This is a genomic window from Microvirga guangxiensis, from assembly GCF_900102135.1.
Classification (GTDB): domain Bacteria; phylum Pseudomonadota; class Alphaproteobacteria; order Rhizobiales; family Beijerinckiaceae; genus Microvirga; species Microvirga guangxiensis.
In genome coordinates this window covers 153910-175440 of sequence record NZ_FMVJ01000005.1, presented here as the reverse complement: position 1 = coordinate 175440, position 21531 = coordinate 153910, and the positions used below count along the sequence as shown (strand labels likewise).

At 63.0% G+C, this 21531-nt stretch carries 19 protein-coding genes; all 19 read right to left on the bottom strand.

All coding sequences use genetic code 11. From position 1 onward, the window contains the following. Positions 1-172: 172 nt before the first annotated feature. On the bottom strand, positions 173-1516 hold the full coding sequence (locus BLP10_RS09700; RefSeq protein ID WP_091133798.1) for an erythromycin esterase family protein: 1344 nt from the start codon (positions 1514-1516) through the stop codon (positions 173-175). Between the two features lie 80 nt (positions 1517-1596). Further along, on the bottom strand, positions 1597-3342 hold the full coding sequence (locus tag BLP10_RS09695; protein ID WP_091133796.1) for a M14 family zinc carboxypeptidase: 1746 nt from the start codon (positions 3340-3342) through the stop codon (positions 1597-1599). After that, positions 3339-4196: an ABC transporter permease gene (locus BLP10_RS09690; RefSeq protein WP_091133794.1), complete on the bottom strand. Its 858-nt coding sequence runs from the start codon at positions 4194-4196 to the stop codon at positions 3339-3341. The genes BLP10_RS09695 and BLP10_RS09690 overlap by 4 nt, the downstream gene beginning before the upstream one ends. A 5-nt stretch (positions 4197-4201) precedes the next feature. Further along, positions 4202-5122 carry an ABC transporter permease gene (locus BLP10_RS09685; RefSeq protein WP_091133793.1) on the bottom strand — a complete coding sequence of 307 codons (921 nt, stop codon included), beginning with the start codon at positions 5120-5122 and terminating at the stop codon, positions 4202-4204. A 94-nt stretch (positions 5123-5216) separates the two neighbouring features. Then, a complete protein-coding gene (locus tag BLP10_RS09680) occupies positions 5217-6743 on the bottom strand; it encodes an ABC transporter substrate-binding protein (RefSeq protein WP_091134291.1) in 1527 nt (508 codons plus the stop codon). Positions 6744-6765: 22 nt separating this feature from the next. Then, positions 6766-8649: an ABC transporter ATP-binding protein gene (locus BLP10_RS09675; RefSeq protein ID WP_091133791.1), complete on the bottom strand. Its 1884-nt coding sequence runs from the start codon at positions 8647-8649 to the stop codon at positions 6766-6768. Positions 8650-8812: 163 nt separating this feature from the next. Continuing rightward, entirely contained in the window at positions 8813-10078 is a 1266-nt protein-coding gene (locus BLP10_RS09670; RefSeq protein ID WP_091134289.1) for an aminopeptidase, read from the bottom strand. A 77-nt stretch (positions 10079-10155) separates the two neighbouring features. Then, the gene (gene modC, locus BLP10_RS09665) at positions 10156-11262 is read right to left on the bottom strand and encodes a molybdenum ABC transporter ATP-binding protein (RefSeq protein WP_091134287.1); all 1107 of its coding nucleotides are present in this window, start codon (positions 11260-11262) and stop codon (positions 10156-10158) included. Then, positions 11262-11957, bottom strand: coding sequence for a molybdate ABC transporter permease subunit (modB, locus tag BLP10_RS09660; protein WP_091133789.1), 696 nt, complete (start codon positions 11955-11957; stop codon positions 11262-11264). Before modB ends, modC begins: the two co-directional genes overlap by 1 nt. Next, on the bottom strand, positions 11954-12754 hold the full coding sequence (modA, locus tag BLP10_RS09655; protein ID WP_091133787.1) for a molybdate ABC transporter substrate-binding protein: 801 nt from the start codon (positions 12752-12754) through the stop codon (positions 11954-11956). Before modA ends, modB begins: the two co-directional genes overlap by 4 nt. A gap of 55 nt (positions 12755-12809) precedes the next feature. Next, positions 12810-13454 (bottom strand): protein-methionine-sulfoxide reductase heme-binding subunit MsrQ, encoded by a 645-nt coding sequence (gene msrQ, locus BLP10_RS09650; RefSeq protein ID WP_091133785.1) that lies wholly within the window; start codon positions 13452-13454, stop codon positions 12810-12812. Next, positions 13454-14398 carry a protein-methionine-sulfoxide reductase catalytic subunit MsrP gene (gene msrP / locus BLP10_RS09645; protein ID WP_091133783.1) on the bottom strand — a complete coding sequence of 315 codons (945 nt, stop codon included), beginning with the start codon at positions 14396-14398 and terminating at the stop codon, positions 13454-13456. The genes msrQ and msrP overlap by 1 nt, the downstream gene beginning before the upstream one ends. A gap of 80 nt (positions 14399-14478) precedes the next feature. After that, positions 14479-15549 carry an ABC transporter ATP-binding protein gene (locus BLP10_RS09640; RefSeq protein WP_091133781.1) on the bottom strand — a complete coding sequence of 357 codons (1071 nt, stop codon included), beginning with the start codon at positions 15547-15549 and terminating at the stop codon, positions 14479-14481. A gap of 11 nt (positions 15550-15560) precedes the next feature. Then, positions 15561-16241, bottom strand: a complete 681-nt coding sequence (locus tag BLP10_RS09635; RefSeq protein ID WP_091133779.1) for an N-acetylmannosamine-6-phosphate 2-epimerase — start codon at positions 16239-16241, stop codon at positions 15561-15563. A gap of 1 nt (position 16242) precedes the next feature. Next, positions 16243-17085, bottom strand: a complete 843-nt coding sequence (locus tag BLP10_RS09630) for a carbohydrate ABC transporter permease (protein ID WP_175493881.1) — start codon at positions 17083-17085, stop codon at positions 16243-16245. Positions 17086-17090: 5 nt separating this feature from the next. After that, positions 17091-18023: a carbohydrate ABC transporter permease gene (locus BLP10_RS09625; protein WP_091133776.1), complete on the bottom strand. Its 933-nt coding sequence runs from the start codon at positions 18021-18023 to the stop codon at positions 17091-17093. 59 nt (positions 18024-18082) lie between these two features. Next, positions 18083-19333: an extracellular solute-binding protein gene (locus tag BLP10_RS09620; protein WP_091133774.1), complete on the bottom strand. Its 1251-nt coding sequence runs from the start codon at positions 19331-19333 to the stop codon at positions 18083-18085. 74 nt (positions 19334-19407) lie between these two features. Next, positions 19408-20283 (bottom strand): hypothetical protein, encoded by an 876-nt coding sequence (locus BLP10_RS09615; protein ID WP_091133772.1) that lies wholly within the window; start codon positions 20281-20283, stop codon positions 19408-19410. 69 nt (positions 20284-20352) lie between these two features. Beyond that, complete coding sequence (gene pobA / locus BLP10_RS09610) at positions 20353-21522, bottom strand: 4-hydroxybenzoate 3-monooxygenase (RefSeq protein ID WP_091133770.1); 1170 nt, start codon at positions 21520-21522, stop codon at positions 20353-20355. Positions 21523-21531: the final 9 nt, after the last annotated feature.

Genomic DNA, 21531 nt, shown 5'->3' with positions numbered 1-21531 from the left:
CAACCCTACAGCATTCCCCCTCTCCCGGGTGGGAGAGGTCTTCCCGTGTCTCACTGGTTTGAGGTCTCACCCGGTCGATCGACCCCCACCCCTGCCCCTCCCCACAAGGGGGAGGGAACACGCGCTAGGCTTGTCTGGCACTCCCGAATCGGCCCTGCCTCCCCGAGCCGCCTTACAAACCGAACGGATAGGTCTCCGGCATTCCCTCCCCATGGGCATGGGTCAGCGGCTTCACCGCCTTTGTCTCCTCGAACCAGACGAAGGCGTCGAACTGCTCGGCCATGACGGCCTCGAAATAATGGCTGTAGAGCTCCGTGTCGGGCCGGTAGATCACCCCGATGGCTCGCTCCAGGCGCGGGCGGGACAGGGCCTCCTTCAGGTCCTCCTGAAAGTTCTCCCGCCAGTCCGTCAGGAAGTTCTTGAGCCCGGTATCCCGAAAAATCCGCTCGTGGCTGTCGGGCCGGGCGGCCAGCACGTTCTTGACCTGCATGGGCTCGTCCCAATCGTCAGCGGCCGCCACGGTGCCCCGATCCGTGCCGAAACCGATGAGCACGGCCTCCTCGCGATAGGCCTTGCGGCAAAGTTCGCCGATATTGAACTCGCCCTGCCAGCCCATGGCGGTCGCGGCGGCATTGCCGATATGGGAATTATGCGCCCAGATCACCGCCTTGGCGTTGTCACGGCGCGCGAGCAGGCTCTGGAGCGTGTCGAACATGTGCCGGTCGCGCAGGTTCCAGGACTCCGTCGCGCCCTCATACATGATGCGGTAATAATGCTCCGCTGCATGCACGATCTTGGCGTTCTGCACCGCATCGAAAAACTGCTCGCTGTCCTGCGAAGTTAGATATTCCATGCGCTTGTCGAGAATGTCCTGCAACTGATGCAGCAGTTTATCGTCGCAGGATTTCTTCTGGCCTGTGGCGACGGCGCGGCCGTAGCGGGCCGGGTCCGACTGCCAGGGGCTCAGGCACCCGTAGCGTCCCCTCGCCTCCTTTGCCGCTTCCGGATCGACCTTGTCGAGATAATCGAGAACGGAGCGGATGGACGAGTTGAGGCTGTAGACGTCGAGGCCGCGGAACTCGACGCGCTCGTCCTCCGGGCGCTCCTTGTTGAAGCCGCGCATCCAGTTGACGAAGTCATAGACCTCCTCGTTGCGCCACATCCATGCAGGGAAACGCTCGAACGCAACATCGTCTCCATCTGGGATGGCGCGATGACGCACATAAGCATCGATCCGCGCGGCATCTGGCCAATCGGCCTCCACGGCAACGATGTTGAAGCCGTGATGCTCGATCAGCCGCCGCGTGATGGCCGCGCGCGCCCGGTAGAATTCCGAGGTTCCGTGAGTGCCCTCGCCGAGAAGCACAACCTTGGCATCGGCAAAGCGATCGAAAACGGCGCCGAAGGCTTCATGATCCTCGATCGGCGGAAGAGGCTCGCCGTGATCGCGCACGACATCGATCGCCTCTTTGATCGAAGCATCATTCTCTTTCTGCTTCCAGGAAAAGCGAGCCATCGCGGCACCTCGCATATGGAGAATGTTTCTCCACTAACGACGCGCCGCGAGTGCTGTTCCGGGATTCGCGTGGCCGGTGCCTACGCTGTCATCATCATGGAGGCGTAGGCTTCCTCCGCTGCGATGACCGTGGCCATCTGGACCGTATGGGCGAACCGGTAGGCGTCGCCGTAAATGGTCTCGTCCGGGAATTCGGTGATGAGCGTGAGCGGCGACGGGTGGCGCTCCTCCGCCGTGATCAGGCACGGCACATCGTTGATGATCTCATAGGGTTTCCCGCCCGAATGAATCGCGCAGATCTCGATCTGACGCCGGTTGAACTCGGCGAGGCCGGGCACGGCGGACAACCCTTTCGTGACTGCCTCGATCAGGGTTCTGGCCGTCTGCGCCCAGGACGGGTGGTGACGCATGATGAGGAAGAAGCCCTTCGGGATCGACCAGAGTTCAAACCCGCGCGGGAGGTAGCCCGTGAAGGGCCGCGTCCATTCGTGAGCGGGATAGCCGTGCAGATTGATGTGCAGCTGCGCGCCGGACATCACGAGCGCCTGATTGCGCGTCCCGATTTCGAAATGCTGGTCGCTTTTGCCGAATTCGAGATCGTTGCCGCGTGACGTGTAGCGCGCCGCGTGGTGCATATGACGCGGATTGCCTTCGCACAAACGTCCATGAAGAGCGTAGCCGTCCGGGTTCTCGACCGGGATGAAGGCGACATTCGCTTCAGGGTTCGCAAGCAGGCGGCGGACTGCCCTGAACGCGCCGACCGGAGCCGAGGTTTCGTTGGCGTGCTGCCCGCTGGTCACAAGAACGGCAGGCCGCGATCCGGAACGGTAGAGCCCACGCACGGGCCGCCCCTCGACGGATGTTCCCTCGAACGTTTCTCCGGGAAGCGCTGCGAGCTCGCGCTGAATTTGCGCCAGACCCGGTGCGGCATCCGCCGTCTCGAGATCCTGCTCGGGCCGCGCGGGATCCTGCGGCGTCTCGAACCGGCGAAGCGCGACGCGAACATGGGCATCGCCCTCGCCTGCGCGAATATCCGGCACGATCTGTCCGGGCTGCAGGCCGCGATCCTCCGGCGGACGGCCCGACTTGTGCTTGAAAAACTCGAGAATCGAGAAATAGAAATCCTCGTGCAGCGCCTCGCGGGTGCTCATCACCTCATCGCCGTAGGACAGAGGCCGCTCGATGCCGGGAATCGTGACATCGATGGCAAGCGTTTCAGCGTAAGGCTCTTCTGCCGGCCATTCGTGCGCGGCGACCGCCGCCATCACTTTATGGAAAACCGCTTCCGCCTCCGTCTCCAGAGGCTCGTAGATGTCGGGCTCGCCGTTGGCGCGGTCCGACACGATCAGCCAGCCCGTCGTAGCCAGATCGACAAGACCGAGATGATTGACGCGCGTGCGGTTGGGTGCGAACACCGTATGCTCCGCGACACGCCCGTCCTCATAGGTCGCCTGCACGGTATAGGTGAGATCGGCTTCGCCCGGCTCGAAGCTCGTTTCGACATTCCCCAGGAGCGCCGCCAGCGGATAAGCCTCGGACAGGAAGCGGATGGGAGACGCCTCCGGATGCACCGGATAGCGCACGGCGACACGCGTCAGGCCGTTCGTGTCGATCTCCTCCAGGAAGGCGTGAACGAGAGGCTTGTAGGCGCTGCGAAGGCGCGCGGTGACTCCCGCTTGTGCCAGCTGCGCTTCGGCCGCGCGCCGCGCCGCCTCGTCCTCGAACAGCCAGGCCTCCAGCTGGGTGCCGCGATGTTGGTCCGTGGCCCAGTCGCGCAGAAGGATATCGAGCGTGCGCGGGATCCGCTCGTCGAGCAGGATTGTCATTTCGAGGTTTGCCCCGTTGGATCGAGATAATCGCGCAGCCAATCGCCCAGAAGATTCAGGCCGAGCACGGTGAACATGATGGCAAGCCCCGGAAAGACGCTGACCCACCAGGCCGTCTGGAGGTAGGTGCGCCCGTCGGCCAGCATGCCGCCCCAGCTCGGGATGAGAGGATCGACGCCGAGCCCCAGGAAGGTCAGGCTGCTTTCGAGCAGGATGTTATTGGCGACGTTCAAGGTCATCAGGATGACGATGGGGCCCAGCACGTTCGGCAGGATGTGAGTGAAGATGATGCGCCCGTTGCCGACGCCGATGGCGCGGGCGGAGAGGATGAACTCCCGCTCGCGCAAGGCCAGCACCGACCCGCGCACGATGCGGGCATATTGCACCCATTGCGTCGCGATCATCACCAGGATGACCTTGTCGATGCCCGCCCCCAGAATGGCGAGGAACATGATTGCGACGAGGATGAACGGCAGCGCGAGCTGAATGTCGACGAAGCGCATCAGCAGCATCTCGGGGATGCCGCGATAATAGCCCGCGATCAGTCCAACGAACGTGCCGATCAGAACGGCGCCCAGCACGGAGAGAATGCCGACCACCAGCGAGATCCTGCCGCCCACGACGACGCGGGCCAGCACGTCGCGGCCGAGCGGATCGGTGCCGAGAATGTGCTTGAAGTCCTGAAACGGCGGGATGAGGCGGGACATGAGATCCATGCCTTCGCCGCCATCGGGGAAGAGGATGGGCGAGAGCAACACCGCCAGCGAGATGCCGCCGGCGAACAGAATGCCGAGAACGAGTTCTAGCGACCTGAAGCGCGAGCGGGATGAGGAGGCAGCCTGAGCCGCAGCCATGGGCCTTACTCCGTGCGGATGCGCGGATCGATTAGCCCATAGGCGATATCGACCGCGAGATTGATGAGAACGATGAACAGAGCCAGCACGGCGATCGTGCCCTGCAGCACGGGATAATCCCGGTTCGAGACGGCATCGAAAGCGAGCGTGCCCATGCCGGGCCAGTTGAAGACCCGTTCCACGATGACGATGCTGCCGATCAGGTTGCCGAACTGCACGCCGATATAGGTGACGAGCGGGATGGCCGAGTTTCGCAGGGCGTGCTTGTAGAGCACGATCCGGTCACGCAGTCCCTTGGAGCGGGCGACCATGATGTATTGCTGCGAAAGCGTCTCCAGCATCGACGTGCGCACGAGGCGCACATTGGTGGCGGTGAGAATGATCGCCATGGTGAGTGCCGGCATGACGAAGCTCTCCGGCCCCTCCATTCCGCTCGGCGGCAGAATGCCGAGGAAGATGGAGAACAGGAGCACCAGCATGATGGCGAGCCAGAAATTCGGGAACGACAAGCCCACCAGCGACAGGATGCGGATGAGCTGATCAGGCCAGCGCCCGCGATGCACGGCGGCATGGATGCCCAGCGGCACAGACAGGACGATGGAAATCAGCAAGGATGTAAAGGCCAGCAGCAGCGTGGCGGGCAGCGCCTGACCGATCAAGGCGGAGACCGGCGTGTTGCCGATGAAGCTGCGCCCGAGGTCACCCACGAAGATGCCCTGGAGAAAGCTGAGATACTGAACGTGAAACGGACGTTCGAGGCCAAGCGCCTGACGGATGTTCTGCAGATCCTGCTCGGTCACGTTGCCGCCGCCCATCAGCATGATGGCCGGATCGCCGGAGAGCCGGATCGCGAAGGAAACGATCAAAGTCACGGCGAGAATGACGAATAGCGCCTGCAGTAATCGTTTGGTGATGAAGCCTGCCATGCCGTGGTCCTATCCGTCCAGATGGTCTTCTTGCTCTTGAAGAGGCCCCGCTCACGCGGGGCCTGCTCGGTGTCATGAGGATGAAGCGTTCCGCTTATTCCACCGACGTCTTGGTGTAGCGGAAGCGCCGGTCGGCGGGAGCGTCGAAATCCTTCACCCGCTTGTTCACCCCGTAGATGGTGTTCTGGTTGTAGAGCGGCAGCTCGAGCGCCTGATCGGCCACGTAGCGAGCGATTTCCTGAAGGATCTTTTCACGTTCCTTCACGTCGTAGACCAGACGCTGCTTCTCGAGCATCTCGTTCAGCTTCGCGTCGTTGTAGTACGGGTTCCACTTCTCGCCCGAGTGATACATCAGGTAGGCGTTGTTGTCGTAGTCGAAGGTCCATCCGCCCCAAGCCTGGTGCCAGGCTTCGCCGGTCTTGCCGTTCGGAATGATGTCGTTGAGCAGAACCGGAGGCTCGTGCGGCTGAAGCGCGGGCTTCAGGCCGAGCGCCTGGAGATAGCCTGCCGTCGCCTGGGCCACTTCGCGGAAGGTCGCATCGTTGCCGCGGAAGTCGATCCGCACCGGAGCACCTGCGGGAACCTTCGCCGCTTGAAGCATCTGCTTCGCCTTGGCGAGGTCGAAGGGCAGCGGCTTCAGGGCGGGATCGTTGCCGAAGGAGAGTTCCGACTGGAAGCTCGCGATCGGCTTGCCGTGCCCGAGGAGCACCGCCTTGATGATGGCGTCACGGTCGACGCCCATGATCAGCGCCTTGCGGACGTTCACATCCTTCGTGATCCCGTCCTTGGTGTTGAAGCGCAGCGACACCACGGTCGGACCGGTGACGCTCATGAGGCTGAGGTTCTGGCTCTTCTCGATGGTCGGCGCGAGGCCGAACGGAATGAGCGTCGCCACGTCGATGCGGCCCGCCTGGAGTTCGGCCACCTGGGTGTTCGCCTCGGAGATGAAGCGGAACACGAGGCGGTCGAGCTTGGGAGCGCCGCCCCAGTGATCCGGATTGGCTTCGAGAATTAGGCGGTCCTTCGGATTGTATTCGACGAACTTGAACGGTCCGGTGCCGACCGGATGCGTGTTGAAGTAGTCGTCGCCCTTCTCCTGGACATATTTCGGCGGCACGATCATCGCGCCGTAGCCTGCGAGCTTCGTCAGCAGCACGGGATCGGGCTGCTTCATGATGAAATCGACCGTGTTGTCGTCCACCACTTCCACGCGCTCGATGGAATTATAGTTCGATTGCTGCGGGCCCTTCCTGCCTTCCTCGCCGAGCAGGCGGTCGAAGGTGAACTTCACGGCCTGCGCGTTGAAGGGCTCGCCGTTGTGGAACTTCACGTTCTCACGCAGCTTGAAGCGGATGCGCTTGTTGTCGTCCAGGAACTCCCACGATGTGGCGAGAGCGGGCGTGAGCTTCATGTCCGCGCCGCGCGCGGTGAGGCCGTCATAGATGTTGTTGGCGGCGGACGACCAATCGACCAGGAAGGTGTCGATCGGATCCCAGCTCGCCGGATCGATGGCAACCGCGGTCGTCAGGGTGCCGGCTGCCTGCGCGCTGGACGCCATGAGCGGCGCCAGGGCCACTGCGGCGGTGAGGCCGAGTGCCTTCATCGTTTTCGAGAACTTCATCGTTGTCTCCCTCTTAAAACCTTCATGCCACTCCACGAAGCGCATCCGCTTCGATGGCAACCCAATGTCCCGGCCCTACTTCGCGCATGCGATGAATGGCGGGCTCCTGTCCCACTGCACGCACGGGGCTCGGGATTTCTCCTTCGATCCTGGTCTTCGCGCGCTCCCGCTCCGGATCCGCGATCGGAACCGCCGAGAGGAGCTTGCGCGTGTAGGAATGCTGCGGATTCTCGAAGATCGCCTGGCGCGGCCCGATCTCGACGATCTGGCCGAGATACATCACGGCGACGCGGTGGCTGATCTTCTCCACCACCGCCATGTCATGAGTGATGAAGAGATAGGACAGCCCCCTCTTCTCCTGCAATTCCATGAGCAGATTGACGATCTGCGCCTGAATCGACACGTCGAGCGCGGAGACGGATTCATCCGCGATCACCAGCTTGGGATCGCTCGCCAACGCACGCGCGATGCACACGCGCTGACGCTGGCCGCCGGAGAATTCGTGCGGGTAGCGCTTCGCGTGCTGCGGCTGCAGGCCCACCTGCACCAGCAATTCATGCACGCGCTTCTCGATAGCCTTGCGGTCCTTGATCAGCCCATGAACGATGATGGGCTCGGCGATGCTGTAGCCCACCGTGTGACGTGGATCGAGGGACGCGAAGGGATCCTGGAAGATGTACTGGATCTCCTGCCTCAAACGGCGGCGCTCGCCCTGGCTCATGCTGGCCATGTCGCGCCCGTTGAAGCGCACCGTGCCGCTCGTGGGCTCCACGAGCTGCTGCAGCGTGCGGCCGATGGTGGACTTACCACTGCCGGACTCACCCACGAGCGCGAGGGTCTCGCCAGGATAGAGGTCGAAATTCACCTCTTCAACCGCATGAACACGGTGCGTGACGCGGCCGAAGAACGTCTTGCCTACATCGAAACGCGTGGTGAGCTTTTCCACCTGGAGGATGGGTTTCGCGTAATCGGCGGTATTCTGCACATGCGTGTCGCCGACAAGCTTGGGTGCGCCGCCGTCCATCACTATGACAGGCGTGCGCTTGGGCAACGGCTCGCCTTTCAGGCTGCCCAGACGCGGCACGGCAGAAAGCAAGGCTCGCGTATAGGGATGCTGCGGCGCCGTAAAGATGTCGCGCACCGGCGCCTGCTCCACCTTCTCGCCCTTCCACATCACCACCACATCATCGGCCATTTCGGCGACGACGCCCATGTCGTGAGTGATGAAGATGACAGCGGTTCCCATCTCCTGCTGCAGGTCGCGGATGATGTTGAGGATCTGCGCCTGGATCGTCACGTCGAGAGCGGTCGTCGGCTCGTCGGCGATGAGGAGCTTCGGGTTACAGGCCAGCGCCATGGCGATCATCACGCGCTGGCGCATGCCGCCCGAGAGCTGGTGCGGATAGCGGTCGAGAAGCCTGTCAGCATCCGGCAGGCGCACCTTCTGCAGCAGCTCCTTCGCCCGCAGGCGTGCCTCGCGCGGGTTCAGGCTCTCGTGCAGGATGAGCGTCTCGGCGATCTGGTTGCCGATGGTGAAGACAGGATTGAGCGACGTCATCGGCTCCTGGAAGATCATCGCGATGTCGTTGCCGCGAATGTCCCGGAGCTTGTCGTCGGATGCCTTGGTCAGGTCGAGCGCCTCACCGCCCGAGGGCTGGAACAGCACCTCGCCCCCAACGATCCGGCCACCGGTATAATCGGTGAGGCGCATGATCGCGAGGGAGGTGACGGACTTGCCCGACCCGGACTCGCCCACAACGGCCAGGGTCCTGCCCGGGCTCACGTCGAAGCTGACGTCCTTGACGGCCCTGAACGGGCCGCGCTCGGTTCCGAACTCCACGGAAAGGGAACGGACCGAGAGAAGAGGTCCGTTCAGCAGCTTGGAACTGGCTGTAATATCCGACATCCATCCATACTCGTGAAAGGTACTGGCCTCATAAAGGTCCGCACCTCGTCAATGATTGGCTCTCCAGTCACAGCCTCATTCCCTAAGGTCAAGTCCCGATTGCGCGAGAACAGGCATGTAAGAGGATCATAAGCCCCATGCGCCGCATGGGGCCAGAGTTTTGTTATCCCGTCACCCATTCGCCGCCACGCATCAGCGGCTCGGACGCTCCGTCCTGTGTGATGCCATCCACGTCCACCTTGTCGGAGCCGATCATCCAGTCGATGTGAATGAGGCTCTTGTTGGCGCCGCGCGAGGCCAGTTCCTCCTCGCTCATGTCGCCGCCACCGCGAATGCACTTGCTGTAGGCCTGGCCCAGCGCGATGTGGCTTGAGGCATTCTCATCGAACAGCGTGTTGAAGAACAAAAGACCGCTCTGCGAGATGGGCGATGAGAACGGCACCAGCGCAACCTCGCCGAGTCGCCGCGCGCCGTCGTCCGTATCGAGAACCTTGCCCAGCACGGCCTCGCCTGTGCGGGCCTTGGCATCCACGATGCGGCCGCTCTCGAACTTCACCTGAATGTCCTGGATCAGCGTGCCGTTGTAGGAAAGCGGCTTGGTGCTCGTCACGTATCCGTCGACGCGGTCCTTGTGCGGCGTGGTGAAAACCTCTTCCGTCGGGATGTTGGCGTTGCAGACGACGCCGTTCTTCGCTTGGCTCGAACCGCCGGCCCATTCATGCCCGTCCGCGAGCCCCACGCGCAGATCCGTGCCGGGACCGCGGAAGTGCAGCGCGGCATAGTTCTTGTCGTTCAGCATGCGCGTACGCGCCTGCAAGGCCGCGTTGTGCTTCTCCCACGCGGCAATCGGATCGGGCGTATCGACGCGCGATGCGGAGAAGATCGCCTGCCAGAGTTTGGAGACGGCGACATCTTCCGGATCGTCCGGGAACACGGCTTTCGCCCAGGCGGGCGTTGCGGCGGAGACGATGCTCCAATTGATGTCGAACCCGGCGATCAGGTTGAGCGCGGGCATATAGGCCTTGGAGCGGGCGCGATTGGCGCGCGAAACCTTGTCTGCGTCCTCCTTGGCGAGCAGGGAGGGGTCCTCGCCGACGATGGCCAGACGCGCGGCTCCGTTCCTGTAAGCCGCGGCCATGCCCTCATAGAGCCAGGAGGCGGCCGTATCGAAGCCCTCGTCGCGCCCATGGCGGTAGCGCATGAGGGTCGCCTCCTCGTCGGAAAAGAACGTGGTCACGAGGGATGCGCCCGCCTTGTAGGCATGCTCCGTGATGCGCCGCGCAAGGGGAACCGCCTCGAGCGGAGCCGTCAGGACGACCTCCTGCCCCGGCTTCAGCCCCAGCCCCACGCGGACGGCAACCTCGGCCAGACGGTCGAGAAGCTGGTCATGAGAGGAGACATCGGCCGGGCTGCGGAATTGTTCGTTCATCATCACATCTTTCGAGAGGTAGAGTTGGGGGCAGGCTACACGCCCAATGGGGTGGCGCAACCTTCAGGACGTCAGACTCACATATTCCCTGCCCGCGCGGAGCCAAGGGCCTCCCGGTCGAAAGCGATGCTCTTGATGATGGCCTGGACCGGCAATCCCGGCCTCAGGCCAAGCCGCTCCACCGATTTCCGGGTCAGGCTCGCCACGATGCTGTCGCCGCCGCAATCGAGGGTCACGTCGATGCTGCCCCTCTCCCCCTCCTCCATCGCCGCGATGAGGCCGGGCAGGACATTGAGGGCGCTCAGCCCCTCAGGAGGGCTGAGGGAGAGAATAATATCCCTGGCGCGCAGGCGGACCCTGACAGGGGCATCCACGGGAAGATCGAGGCGCGCGACCGTGAGCGTTCCGGCGGCTGCCTGGAGCACTGTCAGGCCATATGGCTCCTCATGCCGCAGCACGCGGGTCTCGACGAGGGCGCCGGCCTCGATAGGGCCGGACTGCGGAAAGAATTTCGTGTGGCGCAGGATGTCGGAGGCGGGTCCCGAAGCGGTCACCTGCCCGTTGTTCAGAACAACGATGGACGTCGCCAGCCGCGCGATCTCCGGCACGGAATGGCTCACGAGTACCATGGGGACATTTCCCTCGTCCCGCAGCCGCTCGATATAAGGATAGATTTCGGTCTTTCGCTCCTCATCGAGCGAGGCGAGCGGTTCGTCCAGGAGCAGCAGGTGAGGATCGGACAGAAGCGCCCGGCCGATGGCGACACGCTGCCTTTCGCCCCCTGACAAACCTGAGGACCAGCGGGTCAGCAGATGGCCGATCCCGAGCAGATCGACGATCGCGGCGAAATCCGCAGAGCGCTCACGCCGCGGCGAGAACCAGCGCCCGAACAGCAGATTCTGCTTCACGGTCAAATGCGGAAAAAGGCGCGCTTCCTGGAACACATAACCGATCCTGCGCCTGTGCTTCGGCACAAGAATGCCTTGCCGCGTATCGACGAGCACGCGCTCCTTCACCCGCACATGGCCTTCATCCGGGTTGATGAGGCCGCCGATGATGTTGACGAGGGTCGTCTTGCCGGAACCGGAAGGACCGAACAGAGCCGTCAGGCGGCCATCCGATTGGAAGCGGGTTTGAAGCGTGAAACCGCCCTGTTGATGGTGGAGATCGACGTCGAGGATCATCAGGCGAGAAACCTCCGCCTGACGCGGCGCGCCATCCATTCGGAGATCCAGAGCGCGGCGATGGAAATCGCGACCGAGACGAGAGTCAGCCGCAATGCGCCGCCCTCGCCGCCCGGCACCTGCGTATAGGTATAGATGGCCGTGGGAATGGTCTGCGTCTCGCCTGGGATATTCGAGACGAAGGTAATCGTCGCGCCGAACTCGCCCATCGCTTTCGCAAAGGACAGCACCATGCCGGCGATGATGCCGGGAAGGATCAGCGGCAGCGTCACAACGCAGAAAACCCAGACGGGATGCGCGCCCAGCGTGCCGGCTGCATCTTCGAGCTTGCGATCCACTGTCTCGAGCGAGAGGCGAATGGCGCGCACGAGCAGAGGAAATCCCATGATCGCGCAGGCAAGCGCCGCGCCTGTCCAGTGGAAGGAGAACACGATACCGAAATTCTCGGCGAGAAACGCGCCTATAGGCCCACGGCGTCCGAAGCTGATGAGAAGGGCGTAGCCCACGACGACAGGAGGAAGCACCAGCGGAAGATGAACGAACACATCCAGCGCCTGACGCCCCCAGAACCGCCCGCGTTCCAGCGCGTAGGCAGCGGCGATGCCGGGGATGAGGCTTGCCGCCATGGCGACCAGCGCGACCTTGAGACTGAGGCGGATCGCGGTCCATTCCTCGGGTGAGAGCCATTCCGTCACGAGTTGGAACCGGACTTGTTCACGAATGTGAACCCTTGTTTCTCGAAGAAGGATTTCGCCCGATCGGAGCGCAGAAAAGCGAGGAACGACACCGCATTGTCATCGATTGCCGGAGCCGCGCGAACAGCCGCAACGGGATAGACGATGGGCGCGTGCGTCCCTTCCGGAAAAGCCGCGACGATCCTCACGTTTGGATCGGACAGGGCATCCGTCTTGTAGACGATGCCGAGCGGCGCCTCGCCACGCGATACGAGAAGAAGTGCAGCACGCACATTGTCCGCTTGAGCGATCCTGTCCTTCACCCCATCCCAGACGCCGATCTTCTCAAGGGCGGCCTTGCCGTATTTGCCAGCGGGCACCGCCTCTACCTGTCCCATGGCGAGGCGTCCGTCGCCCAGCGCTGCAGCAAGATCGGAGCCAGCCTGCACGGAAACCTGCACATTCGAGTCTTTCGATGCGATGAGAACGAGACTGTTGCCGAGAAGGTTGACGCGGGTTTCAGGTTCGATGAGGTTCCTGGACGCGGCGTAGTCCATCCAGTCGAGATCGGCGGAGAAGAAGATGTCCGCGGGTGCTCCCGCCTCGATCTGCTTGGCGAGCGCATTGCTGGCCGCGTAGGAGATGACAGCTCCTTTGCCGGTTTCCCGCTTCCAGGCCGCCGCCGCATCGTCGAGGGCGTTCTTGAGGCTTGCCGCGGCAAAGACCACCACGTCCTTGGCTTCGGCGGGAATGGTGGAGAGAGCAATGGCCAGCCCGAGCATCAACGCCTGAAACGCGCTCCGTCTGGATTTCCGCATAGCCTGCACCCTTAGCCCTCGCTGCAGGGGCATCCTATCGAACTGGCATGCGGGTTCAAGCGGTGCGGCGTCGAGGCTCAGGCCTTCTTCCCAGGGAACGGACAAGGCGATAGCCCAGCAGCACCGCCACGATAGCCCCATAGATCAACGGCTCCGCCGGCCAGGACTTGACCACCAGGATGAAGTGCAGTGCGGCTCCGATGGCGGCGATGTAGACGAGGCGATGGAGCTTCGCCCAGGCCTGCCCGCCCATGCGCCGGATGGCGGCGTTGTTGGAAGTGAGCGCCAGCGGCACGAGGATCACAAAGGTCGCCATGCCGATGGTGATGTAGGGGCGCTTCACGATATCGGCCCCGATCGCAGCGAAATCGAGCCCCTGATCGAGCACCATGTATGTGATGAGATGCAGGAGCGCATAATAGAACGCAAGCAGCCCTATGGCGCGGCGATAGCGCAGCAGGTTGATGGAAAAGAGCTGACGCAGAGGCGTGATCGCGAGCGTCGCGATGAGGAAACGCAAGGCCCAGAGCCCGAGCGCCTGCTCCAGATACCGCATGGGATCGGCGCCGAGCTGGTCGGTGATGCCTGCGTAGAACAGCCACACGGCCGGGATGAAGCCGACGACATAAACGAGAAGCTTAGGCACCTGAGGCAGCGCGAAACCCCTCTTGCCGCCTTGAACCGATGCTCTGCCCGCCATCAGTAATATTTCCGCAGGTCCATGCCGTTATAGAGGCTTGCCACCTGCTCCGCATAACCGTTGAACATGAGCGTCTGGCGACGTTTCGCGAACAGGCCGCCCTCCCCGATCCGCCTCTCGGTGGCCTGGCTCCAGCGGGGATGGTCCACGCTGGGATTCACATTGGCATAGAAGCCGTATTCGTTCGGGGCCTGCATGTTCCAGGCCGTCTGCGGCTGCTTCTCGACGAAGCTGATGCGCGTGATCGACTTGATGCCCTTGAAGCCGTATTTCCACGGCACCACCAGCCGGATCGGCGCGCCGTTCTGGTTCGGCAGGGTCTCTCCATAAAGGCCGACCGCGAGAATGGTCAGCGGATGCATGGCCTCATCGAGTCGCAGGCCTTCCCTGTAGGGCCAGTCGAGCACGGGAAGGAAAGAGCGCAGCCCCGACATCTCGTCCGGGCGATTGGCCGTTTCGAACGCGATGTATTTGGCGCTGCCGAGCGGTTCCGCGCGCTTGATGAGATCGGCCAGCGGGAAGCCGACCCACGGGATCACCATGGACCAGCCCTCGACGCAGCGCATGCGGTAGATGCGCTCCTCGAGGGTCGATTCCTTGATGAGATCCTCGACGCCGATCTCCTGCGGCTTCCCGACGAGGCCGTCGATCTTCACCGTCCAGGGCGATGTCTTCAGCGTCTTGGCGTTGCGAGCCGGATCGCTCTTGTCGACGCCGAACTCATAGAAGTTGTTGTAGCTCGTCACATCCTCGCGGCTCGTGAGTTTCTCGTCCGTCGAGAAGGGGCTCTTGGCGGCGGGCAAAGGCGCAGCTTCCAACCCTTCCGGCAGGGCCGCGGCCAGGGCAAGCCCTGCAGCACCGGCCATCCATTGCCGGCGGGTGAGATAAACCTCCCGAGGAGTGATCTCGGAAGGCAGAATATCTGAGGGGCGGCGGATCAGCACGGCAGAACCTCGTTTTAAACCCACGGAATAGGGGTACACCCGAGAACGCCGCCAGTGCCTTCACGTTTCCGTGTAGTTTCTCACGCCGTCGCGATGCGCTTGCCCTGCGCGTCGAAGAGATGGGCCTGACGGGGCACCGGCTTGAGAGCGACGGCCTCGCCGGGCTTCAAGGCGCAGCGCTCGCGCAGCACTACCGTGAGGTTTCCGCCCTCGGCCTTCACGATCAGGGTCGTGTCGGACCCGGTGGGCTCGATCACAGAAATCGTCGCCGGAATGGAGCCGGGGGTTCCGGCCGGCGCGATCTGAAGATGCTCGGGACGGATGCCGTAGGTGATTTCAGAACCCGCCTCCGCCTGCGACTTCATGTCCAGCGGCAGCACCGCCCCGCTCGGAAGCCCAAGCCCGTCAGGCCCGAGACGGCCTTCGATGAAGTTCATGGCCGGAGAACCGATGAAGCCCGCGACGAACCGGTTCGCCGGACGGTCGTAGAGTTCGAGCGGCGCACCGACCTGCTCCACGATGCCGTCATGCATCACCACGATCTTGTCGGCCATGGTCATGGCCTCGATCTGATCGTGGGTCACATAGATCGTCGTGGTCTTCAGGCGCTGGTGCAGCTCCTTGATCTCGGCGCGCATCTGCACGCGAAGCTTGGCGTCGAGGTTGGAGAGCGGCTCGTCGAAGAGGAACACCTGCGGATCGCGCACGATGGCGCGGCCCATGGCCACGCGCTGGCGCTGACCGCCGGAGAGCTGACGCGGATAGCGGTCGAGAAGCGGCGTGAGGCCCAGTGAGCTTGCGGCTTCCGTCACGCGCTTCTTCTGCTCAGGCTTAGGCACGCCCTTCAGCTTGAGCGAGAAGGCCATGTTCTCCGCAACCGTCATATGCGGATAGAGCGCGTAGGACTGGAAGACCATGGCGATGTCGCGGTCCTTCGGCGGCACGTCGTTGACGATGCGCGGGCCGATGCGGATATCGCCGCTGCTGATGTCCTCGAGCCCTGCGATCATGCGAAGGAGCGTCGACTTTCCGCAGCCCGAGGGGCCGACGAGAATGACGAACTCGCCATCCTGGATGTCCACATCGACACCCTTGATGATCGAGACGGTGCCGAAGGCCTTTCGGACATCGCGGATCGATACATGGGCCATTCTCTTCTCCCTTAAGGGTTTCGGGCGTCAGCGGCCCGAACGAATTTCTTGGTGATTTCGCGCGGATTGGTGATGGCCGTTCCCACCACCACCGCATGGGCGCCACGCTTGAAGGCCTCCGCCACGAGGTCGGGCGTGTCGAAGCGGCCCTCCGCGACAACAGGGATCGGAAGCGCGGCGACAAGAGCCTCCAGCAGCTCCAAGTCGGGCCCCTCTCCTCTGCGCGAAGCCGTCTCTTCCGTATAACCGGAGAGGGTCGTCGCCACATAGGTTGCGCCGTATGCGTGTGCCGCCCTTCCTTCGTCCAGCGTGGAGATATCGGCGAAAACCTCTTTGCCGAGTTCGCTGCGAATGCGTGCGATCAGGCGCTCCACCGGTTCACCATCACGCGGGCGAGCGGTGGCATCGATGCCGATGATATCGGCGCCGGCCTTCGCGATGCGCGCCGCATCCTCGAAACCGGGCGTGATGTAGACCGGGAACCGGTCGTCCCACACCTTCGAGATGCCGATGATCGGAAGCGCCGTCACGGCACGAATGGCTGCGATGTCCTCGACGCCGTTCGCCCGAATACCTTTCGCACCGCCCGCTTCAGCGGCCTGCGCCATGGCGGACATGTAGACGGGGCCGTGCAGTGGGTTGTCCGCACGAGCCTGACAGGACACGACGAGAGCGCCTTTCGGAATCAGCATGCTACTTCACAGCTCCCGCCGTCATGCCCTGGATGAACTGACGCGACAGGGCGATGTAGAGCAGCGTGATAGGCGCTGCGGCGATGGTGAGTCCCGCGAACAGCATGCCCCAGTCGGTGGTGTACTCGCCCATGAAGGTGGTGAGGCCCTGCGGCAGGGTCTTGTAGGCATCAGTCTGGATGAAGACGAGAGGAAAGAAGAAGTCGTTCCAGATCGGCACCGCGTTCTGAATGGCGGCAATCGCCATGGGCGGACGCGCGAGCGGCAGCATGACCGACCACATGATGCGAGGCTCGGATGCGCCGTCGATGCGCGCCGCATCCTCCAGCTCGGAAGGCAGCGAGCGCAGAAAGCCCGCCATAATGAACACGGCCGATGGCAGTCCGATGGCCGTGTAGGTGACGATCAGGCTCCAGCGGCTGTCGAGCAGGTTCAGGTCCCTCAGCAGGATGAAGAGCGGAATGACCGCGAGCTTGAGGGGCAGCATCAGGCCTGCGAGGAAGAACAGCAGGATGAAGGTGTTGGTGCGCGACTCGTAGCGCGCCACCGCATAGCCCGCCATGGTGCCGAGCACAAGGATGAGCAGGATCGAGACGCCGGTGACAATGATCGAGTTCACGAAGTATGTCGGCATCGCGGTTTCGCCGAGCACCTTGGCGAAATTGCCGACTTGGGTGAAGTCGGGAAGCGCGAAGGGATGCTCGAAGATCTCGCCCGTCGTCTTGAAGGCGGAAAGCACCATCACCACGACCGGATAGAGCATGATGAACGAGTTCGCGATCAGGATCACCTGAGCGAGAAACGCGAAGGAGATGGGCTGGCGGGAAGCCGGGGATGTGGCCATGGCGGTCAAAACTGGATCTCCCGGCGACGCAGCCACAAGGTGAGCATGGATGCGAAAACGACGATGAAGAGGAAGATGAGGGTGGCGAGCGCCGAACCCAAACCGAAATTCTGGATGCTGGCGCTCTGGTTGCCGAAGGCCGTGCGGTAGAACACGAGACCGAGCACGTCGGTCGAGCCGAAGGGCGAGCCGTCGAGGCCGACCATCACGTACGGAATCTCGAACCAGTTGAACGCGCCGATGAACAGCAGCGTGAAGAGAATGGTCGTGCTGGGCGCAACCAGCGGCCACACGATGTTCTTGAGCAGCTGCCACTCGCTTGTGCCGTCAAGGCGCGCCGCCTCGATGATCTCGGACGGGATGCGCTGCATGCCAGCGAGATAGACGAGGGTGGGGAAACCCACGAAGTGCCAGGCATTGGCGAGGATGAGCGCGCCGAGCGCGGTCGATGAATCGCCCAGCCAGGGCTTGGCCCATGAATCGAGGCCCACCGAGTAGAGCGCCTGATTGATGATGCCGAAATTCGGGTTGAGGAAGAGCTTCCAGAGGAAGCCCACGATGATCGTGGACAGAACCACCGGCACGAAGACCGCAACCCGGTGGAAGCGGAAGCCGAAGGGCTCCTTGTAGAGCAGCCAGGCGAGGAGGAACCCACCGCCGTTCTGGATGATCATGAGCGCGATGAGCGCATAGACATTATGCAGGAAGGCGTTCCACACGGTGGGCGCCATGGTGGCGCCGAACAGCACCTCCCTGAAGTTCGCAAGCCCCACGAACTCGCCGCGCGCCAGCCCCTGCCATTCATAGAACGCGTAAGCGAAAGCTGACAGGATCGGATAGACCACGAACAGCGACATGAACACGACGGGCGGGACGACGAGAAACGCCACCCAGCTGCGATGCTTCAGCGTGCGGGCCTGTTTGGGCGAGACGGGCATGGGAGGATCTTTCAAGAAAAGGCGGCGGATGAAGCATCCGCCGCCTTCGTTTCAGAGGCTTACTTCTGGAACGGCTTGTAGTAGGTCGCGATGCCCTTGTTGATCTCGGCAGCGGCCTGCTCAGGCGTCTGCTGACCGGCGAGCATCTTCTGCACGTTCGACTGCAGCAGCACCGAGCCGCTCGGCTCCTGATAGCGGAAGCGCACGAGCATCAGGTACGACATGGCGTTCTCGGTGAGCTTCGCCACTTCCTGCGTGATCGGATCCTCGATCTTGATGCCCTTGATCGGCGACAGGTTCTTCAGGGTGTTGGTGAAGGCCGTGCCGTATTCGGGCGTGGCGAGATAGCGGATGAACTTGAGCGCGGCGTCCTTCTTCTCGGACTTCGCGTTGACCGCATAACCGCCGTCATAATAGGTCGCAACCAGAGCCTGATCCCCAGCCTTCAGGACCGGAGCCGGGAACACGCCGAGATCGAGCGTGGGGTTCTGGTTCTTGAAGTTGGCAACCTCATAGGAGCCACCGGCGAACATGGCCGCGCGGCCAGCCACGAAGAGCTGCTGCGAGGACGGATAATCGACGCCGGTGAAGTTCGGCGCGAAGTACTGGCTCACGTCCTTCAGCTTGGCGAGCGCATTCACGAAGCGCGCATCCGTGAAGTTCGCCTTGCCGGAGACGATGTCCTCCTCGAACTGCTTGCCGAGCATGGACGAGAGCAGGCCGCCGACGATGGTCTCGTTCTGCCATGCGGTCGCGGTGCCGTTGCCGAACGGCGTGATGTTCTTGGCCTTCAGGGCCTGAGCGAGGCTCATCAGCTCGTCCCAGGTCTTCGGCGGGTTCAGGCCGTTGTCCTTGAAGATCTTCTTGTTGTAGACCACGAGCTGGGTCTGCATGGCGAACGGCACGGCATAGACCTTGCCGTCGGAGCGAAGCGTCTCGGCGGCAAGCGCGGCCTCGGGGAAGTTCGCCAGCTCCGGCACGTTGTTCTTGTCGAGCGCCACGAGATAGCCCGGAGTCGCGATGGTCTCGAGGTTGCCGTAGGCGCGAACCTGGATCACGTCCGGCCCGCGGCCGGCGGCGAGCGCCGTGGAGAGAATGGTCTGGTAGTTCTCAGGAGCGTAGGTCTCGAACTTGATCGAGATGTTCGGCTCTTTCGCCTGGAACTTCTTGATGGCGTCCTGGTAGAACGCCTTGTCTTCCTGGCGCCAGCTCCAGAAGGTCAGCTCGGTCTGCTGAGCCGTGGCGGCTCCGGCCGAAAGGATGAAGCTGCCGGCGGCAGCGCCCATCAGAATGCGTCGGGTCAGTTTCATTGTCAGTTCCCTCATTGTTGAAGTCCTTAGTCCTCCCACCGGCAGACACCTTCACGGCGCTCCCGGAATTCTCTTCAGCCGCTTGTTTCGGCTGCGATCACGAGCACCGTCGCATCGTCGTGCGTCTTCACGCGCGGATATGCCCCCGACAGGAGGTCGCTGCGTTCCAGTGTCCGTAATTCCTCGATCAGCGCGTCCCCCCTGCCCTCAGCCAGCGCGGCATGAAGGGACTGGTCCGTATAAGCTCCGAAAACGTCCACAAGCCGCATGAAGCCATCGGTGGCAAGCACGATCTCCCCGCCTTTCGGCACCTGCGCCTCGAAGCGCAGTTCGCGCCCGGCAAAAGGCTGGCTGGGGCTCACGACCCAATAGCCGTCAGGCTGGTTCAGGCTGCTGCGGTTTTCCAGAATCTGGCGTCTCACCGCCTCGGGGATCCGCCCCGGCTCGTGCCCTCCGGCCTCGAGCGCGGCAAGCGTCTTTTTCTCGAAGGGTTTCGAGCGCTCGTCGGTCCAGCGCTCGATCCCCCGCTCCGTGGGCACCAGCGCCACCACATCCCCCAGGAAGAAGCCTTGGAGCCGGATCGATCCGCCGTTCTCCCGGGCCTCTATCAGACCCAGGCACGCCGAAGGGGCGTGACTCACGTGGCGGCCGGGAAGATGGGCAGTCGCGTGTTCGAAGGCCCTATGGGCTTCCGTCTCCAGAGAGGCCAGGAAACCCGCCCCCTGGCTGCCCAATTCCACCAGCTTTTCCAATGTGTTGTCGATCACCCCTGCGAGCCACGCAGCGTCGCTGCCGCCCTTGGTCAGCTGCTCGGTTGAGAGCCCGGTGGCTCCATCGATGATCCAAGCGCAATGGCCGAGCAGCCCCAGCCCGTCTTCATTGATGCGGGAACCGGGAACAGATTGCCGGTACAGGGACCGGAAGCGGGGTGCGGGGCCAGTAAGGGTCACGCCTAACTGGTCTCATATTGGTCGCCTCCTGTCCATACTGGTCTCAGGCGCTGTTCACACCCCGTAAGGCTATAGAGGCAGGCCTGTATAATTCTCGGCCATGGCCTTCGCGGCGGCCTCGGAGCTGACCAGATAATCGAACTCGGTCCGCTGCATCCGGCGCCCGAAGGCGTCCGTCTCCGGGAAGGTGTGGAGAATCGAGGTCATCCACCAGGAGAACCGCTCCGCTTTCCAGACACGGGCCAGCACCCGGGCCGAATAGCCGTCGATGCCTGCCGGAGAGCGCTCCTGGTAATATTCGGTCAGCGCTTCCGCCAAGACTCCCACGTCGCTGGCGGCCAGATTCAAGCCCTTGGCGCCTGTAGGCGGCACGATATGGGCGGCGTCGCCCGCCAGGAACAGGCGTCCGAACCGGAGAGGCTCGGCCACGAAGCTCCGCAGGGGGGCTATGGACTTCTCGATGGATGGACCTGTGACGAGCCTCTCCGCCGTCTCTCTGTCGACGCGCCGGCGCAGCTCGTCCCAAAACCTCTCATCGGACCAATCCTCGACCTTTTCGCCGGACGGCACCTGAACGTAGTAGCGGCTGCGGGTCGGCGACCGCATGGAGCAGAGGGCGAAGCCCCGTTCGTGGTGCGCATAGATCAGCTCATCCGCCACAGGCGGACGATCCACCAGAAGCCCGAGCCATCCGAAGGGATAAACCCGCTCGAAGGTGGTGAGCGCACCTTCCGGCACGCTGGCGCGGCAAACGCCATGATACCCGTCGCAGCCTGCAATGAAATCGCAGGCGATCTCCTGCGGGACGCCGTCCTTCACGAACCGCACCTTCGGCTTGTCGGTATCGAAGTCATGAACCGACACCTTGTCCGCTTCGTAGATGGACACTGCCCCGCAATCATCCCGCGCCTGCATGAGATCGCGCGTCACCTCCGTCTGGCCATAGACGGTGACGGTGCGCCCGATCAGCTCGCGGAAATTGAAGCGGTTCTTGTCGCCGTCGAAGCAGAACTCGACGCCGTCATGCACCAGACCTTTGGCATGCACGTGCTCGCCGACACCCGCCTTTTCCAGAAGCTCAACACTTCCCTGTTCCAGCACACCGGCGCGGATGCGGCCCAGCACGTATTCACGGCTGCGTCGCTCGACGATGATCGTCTCGATGCCCTGCCTGTGCAGGAGCTGCCCGAGCAGAAGCCCAGCTGGCCCTGCGCCGATAATCGCAACCTTGGTGCGCATTGTCGTTCT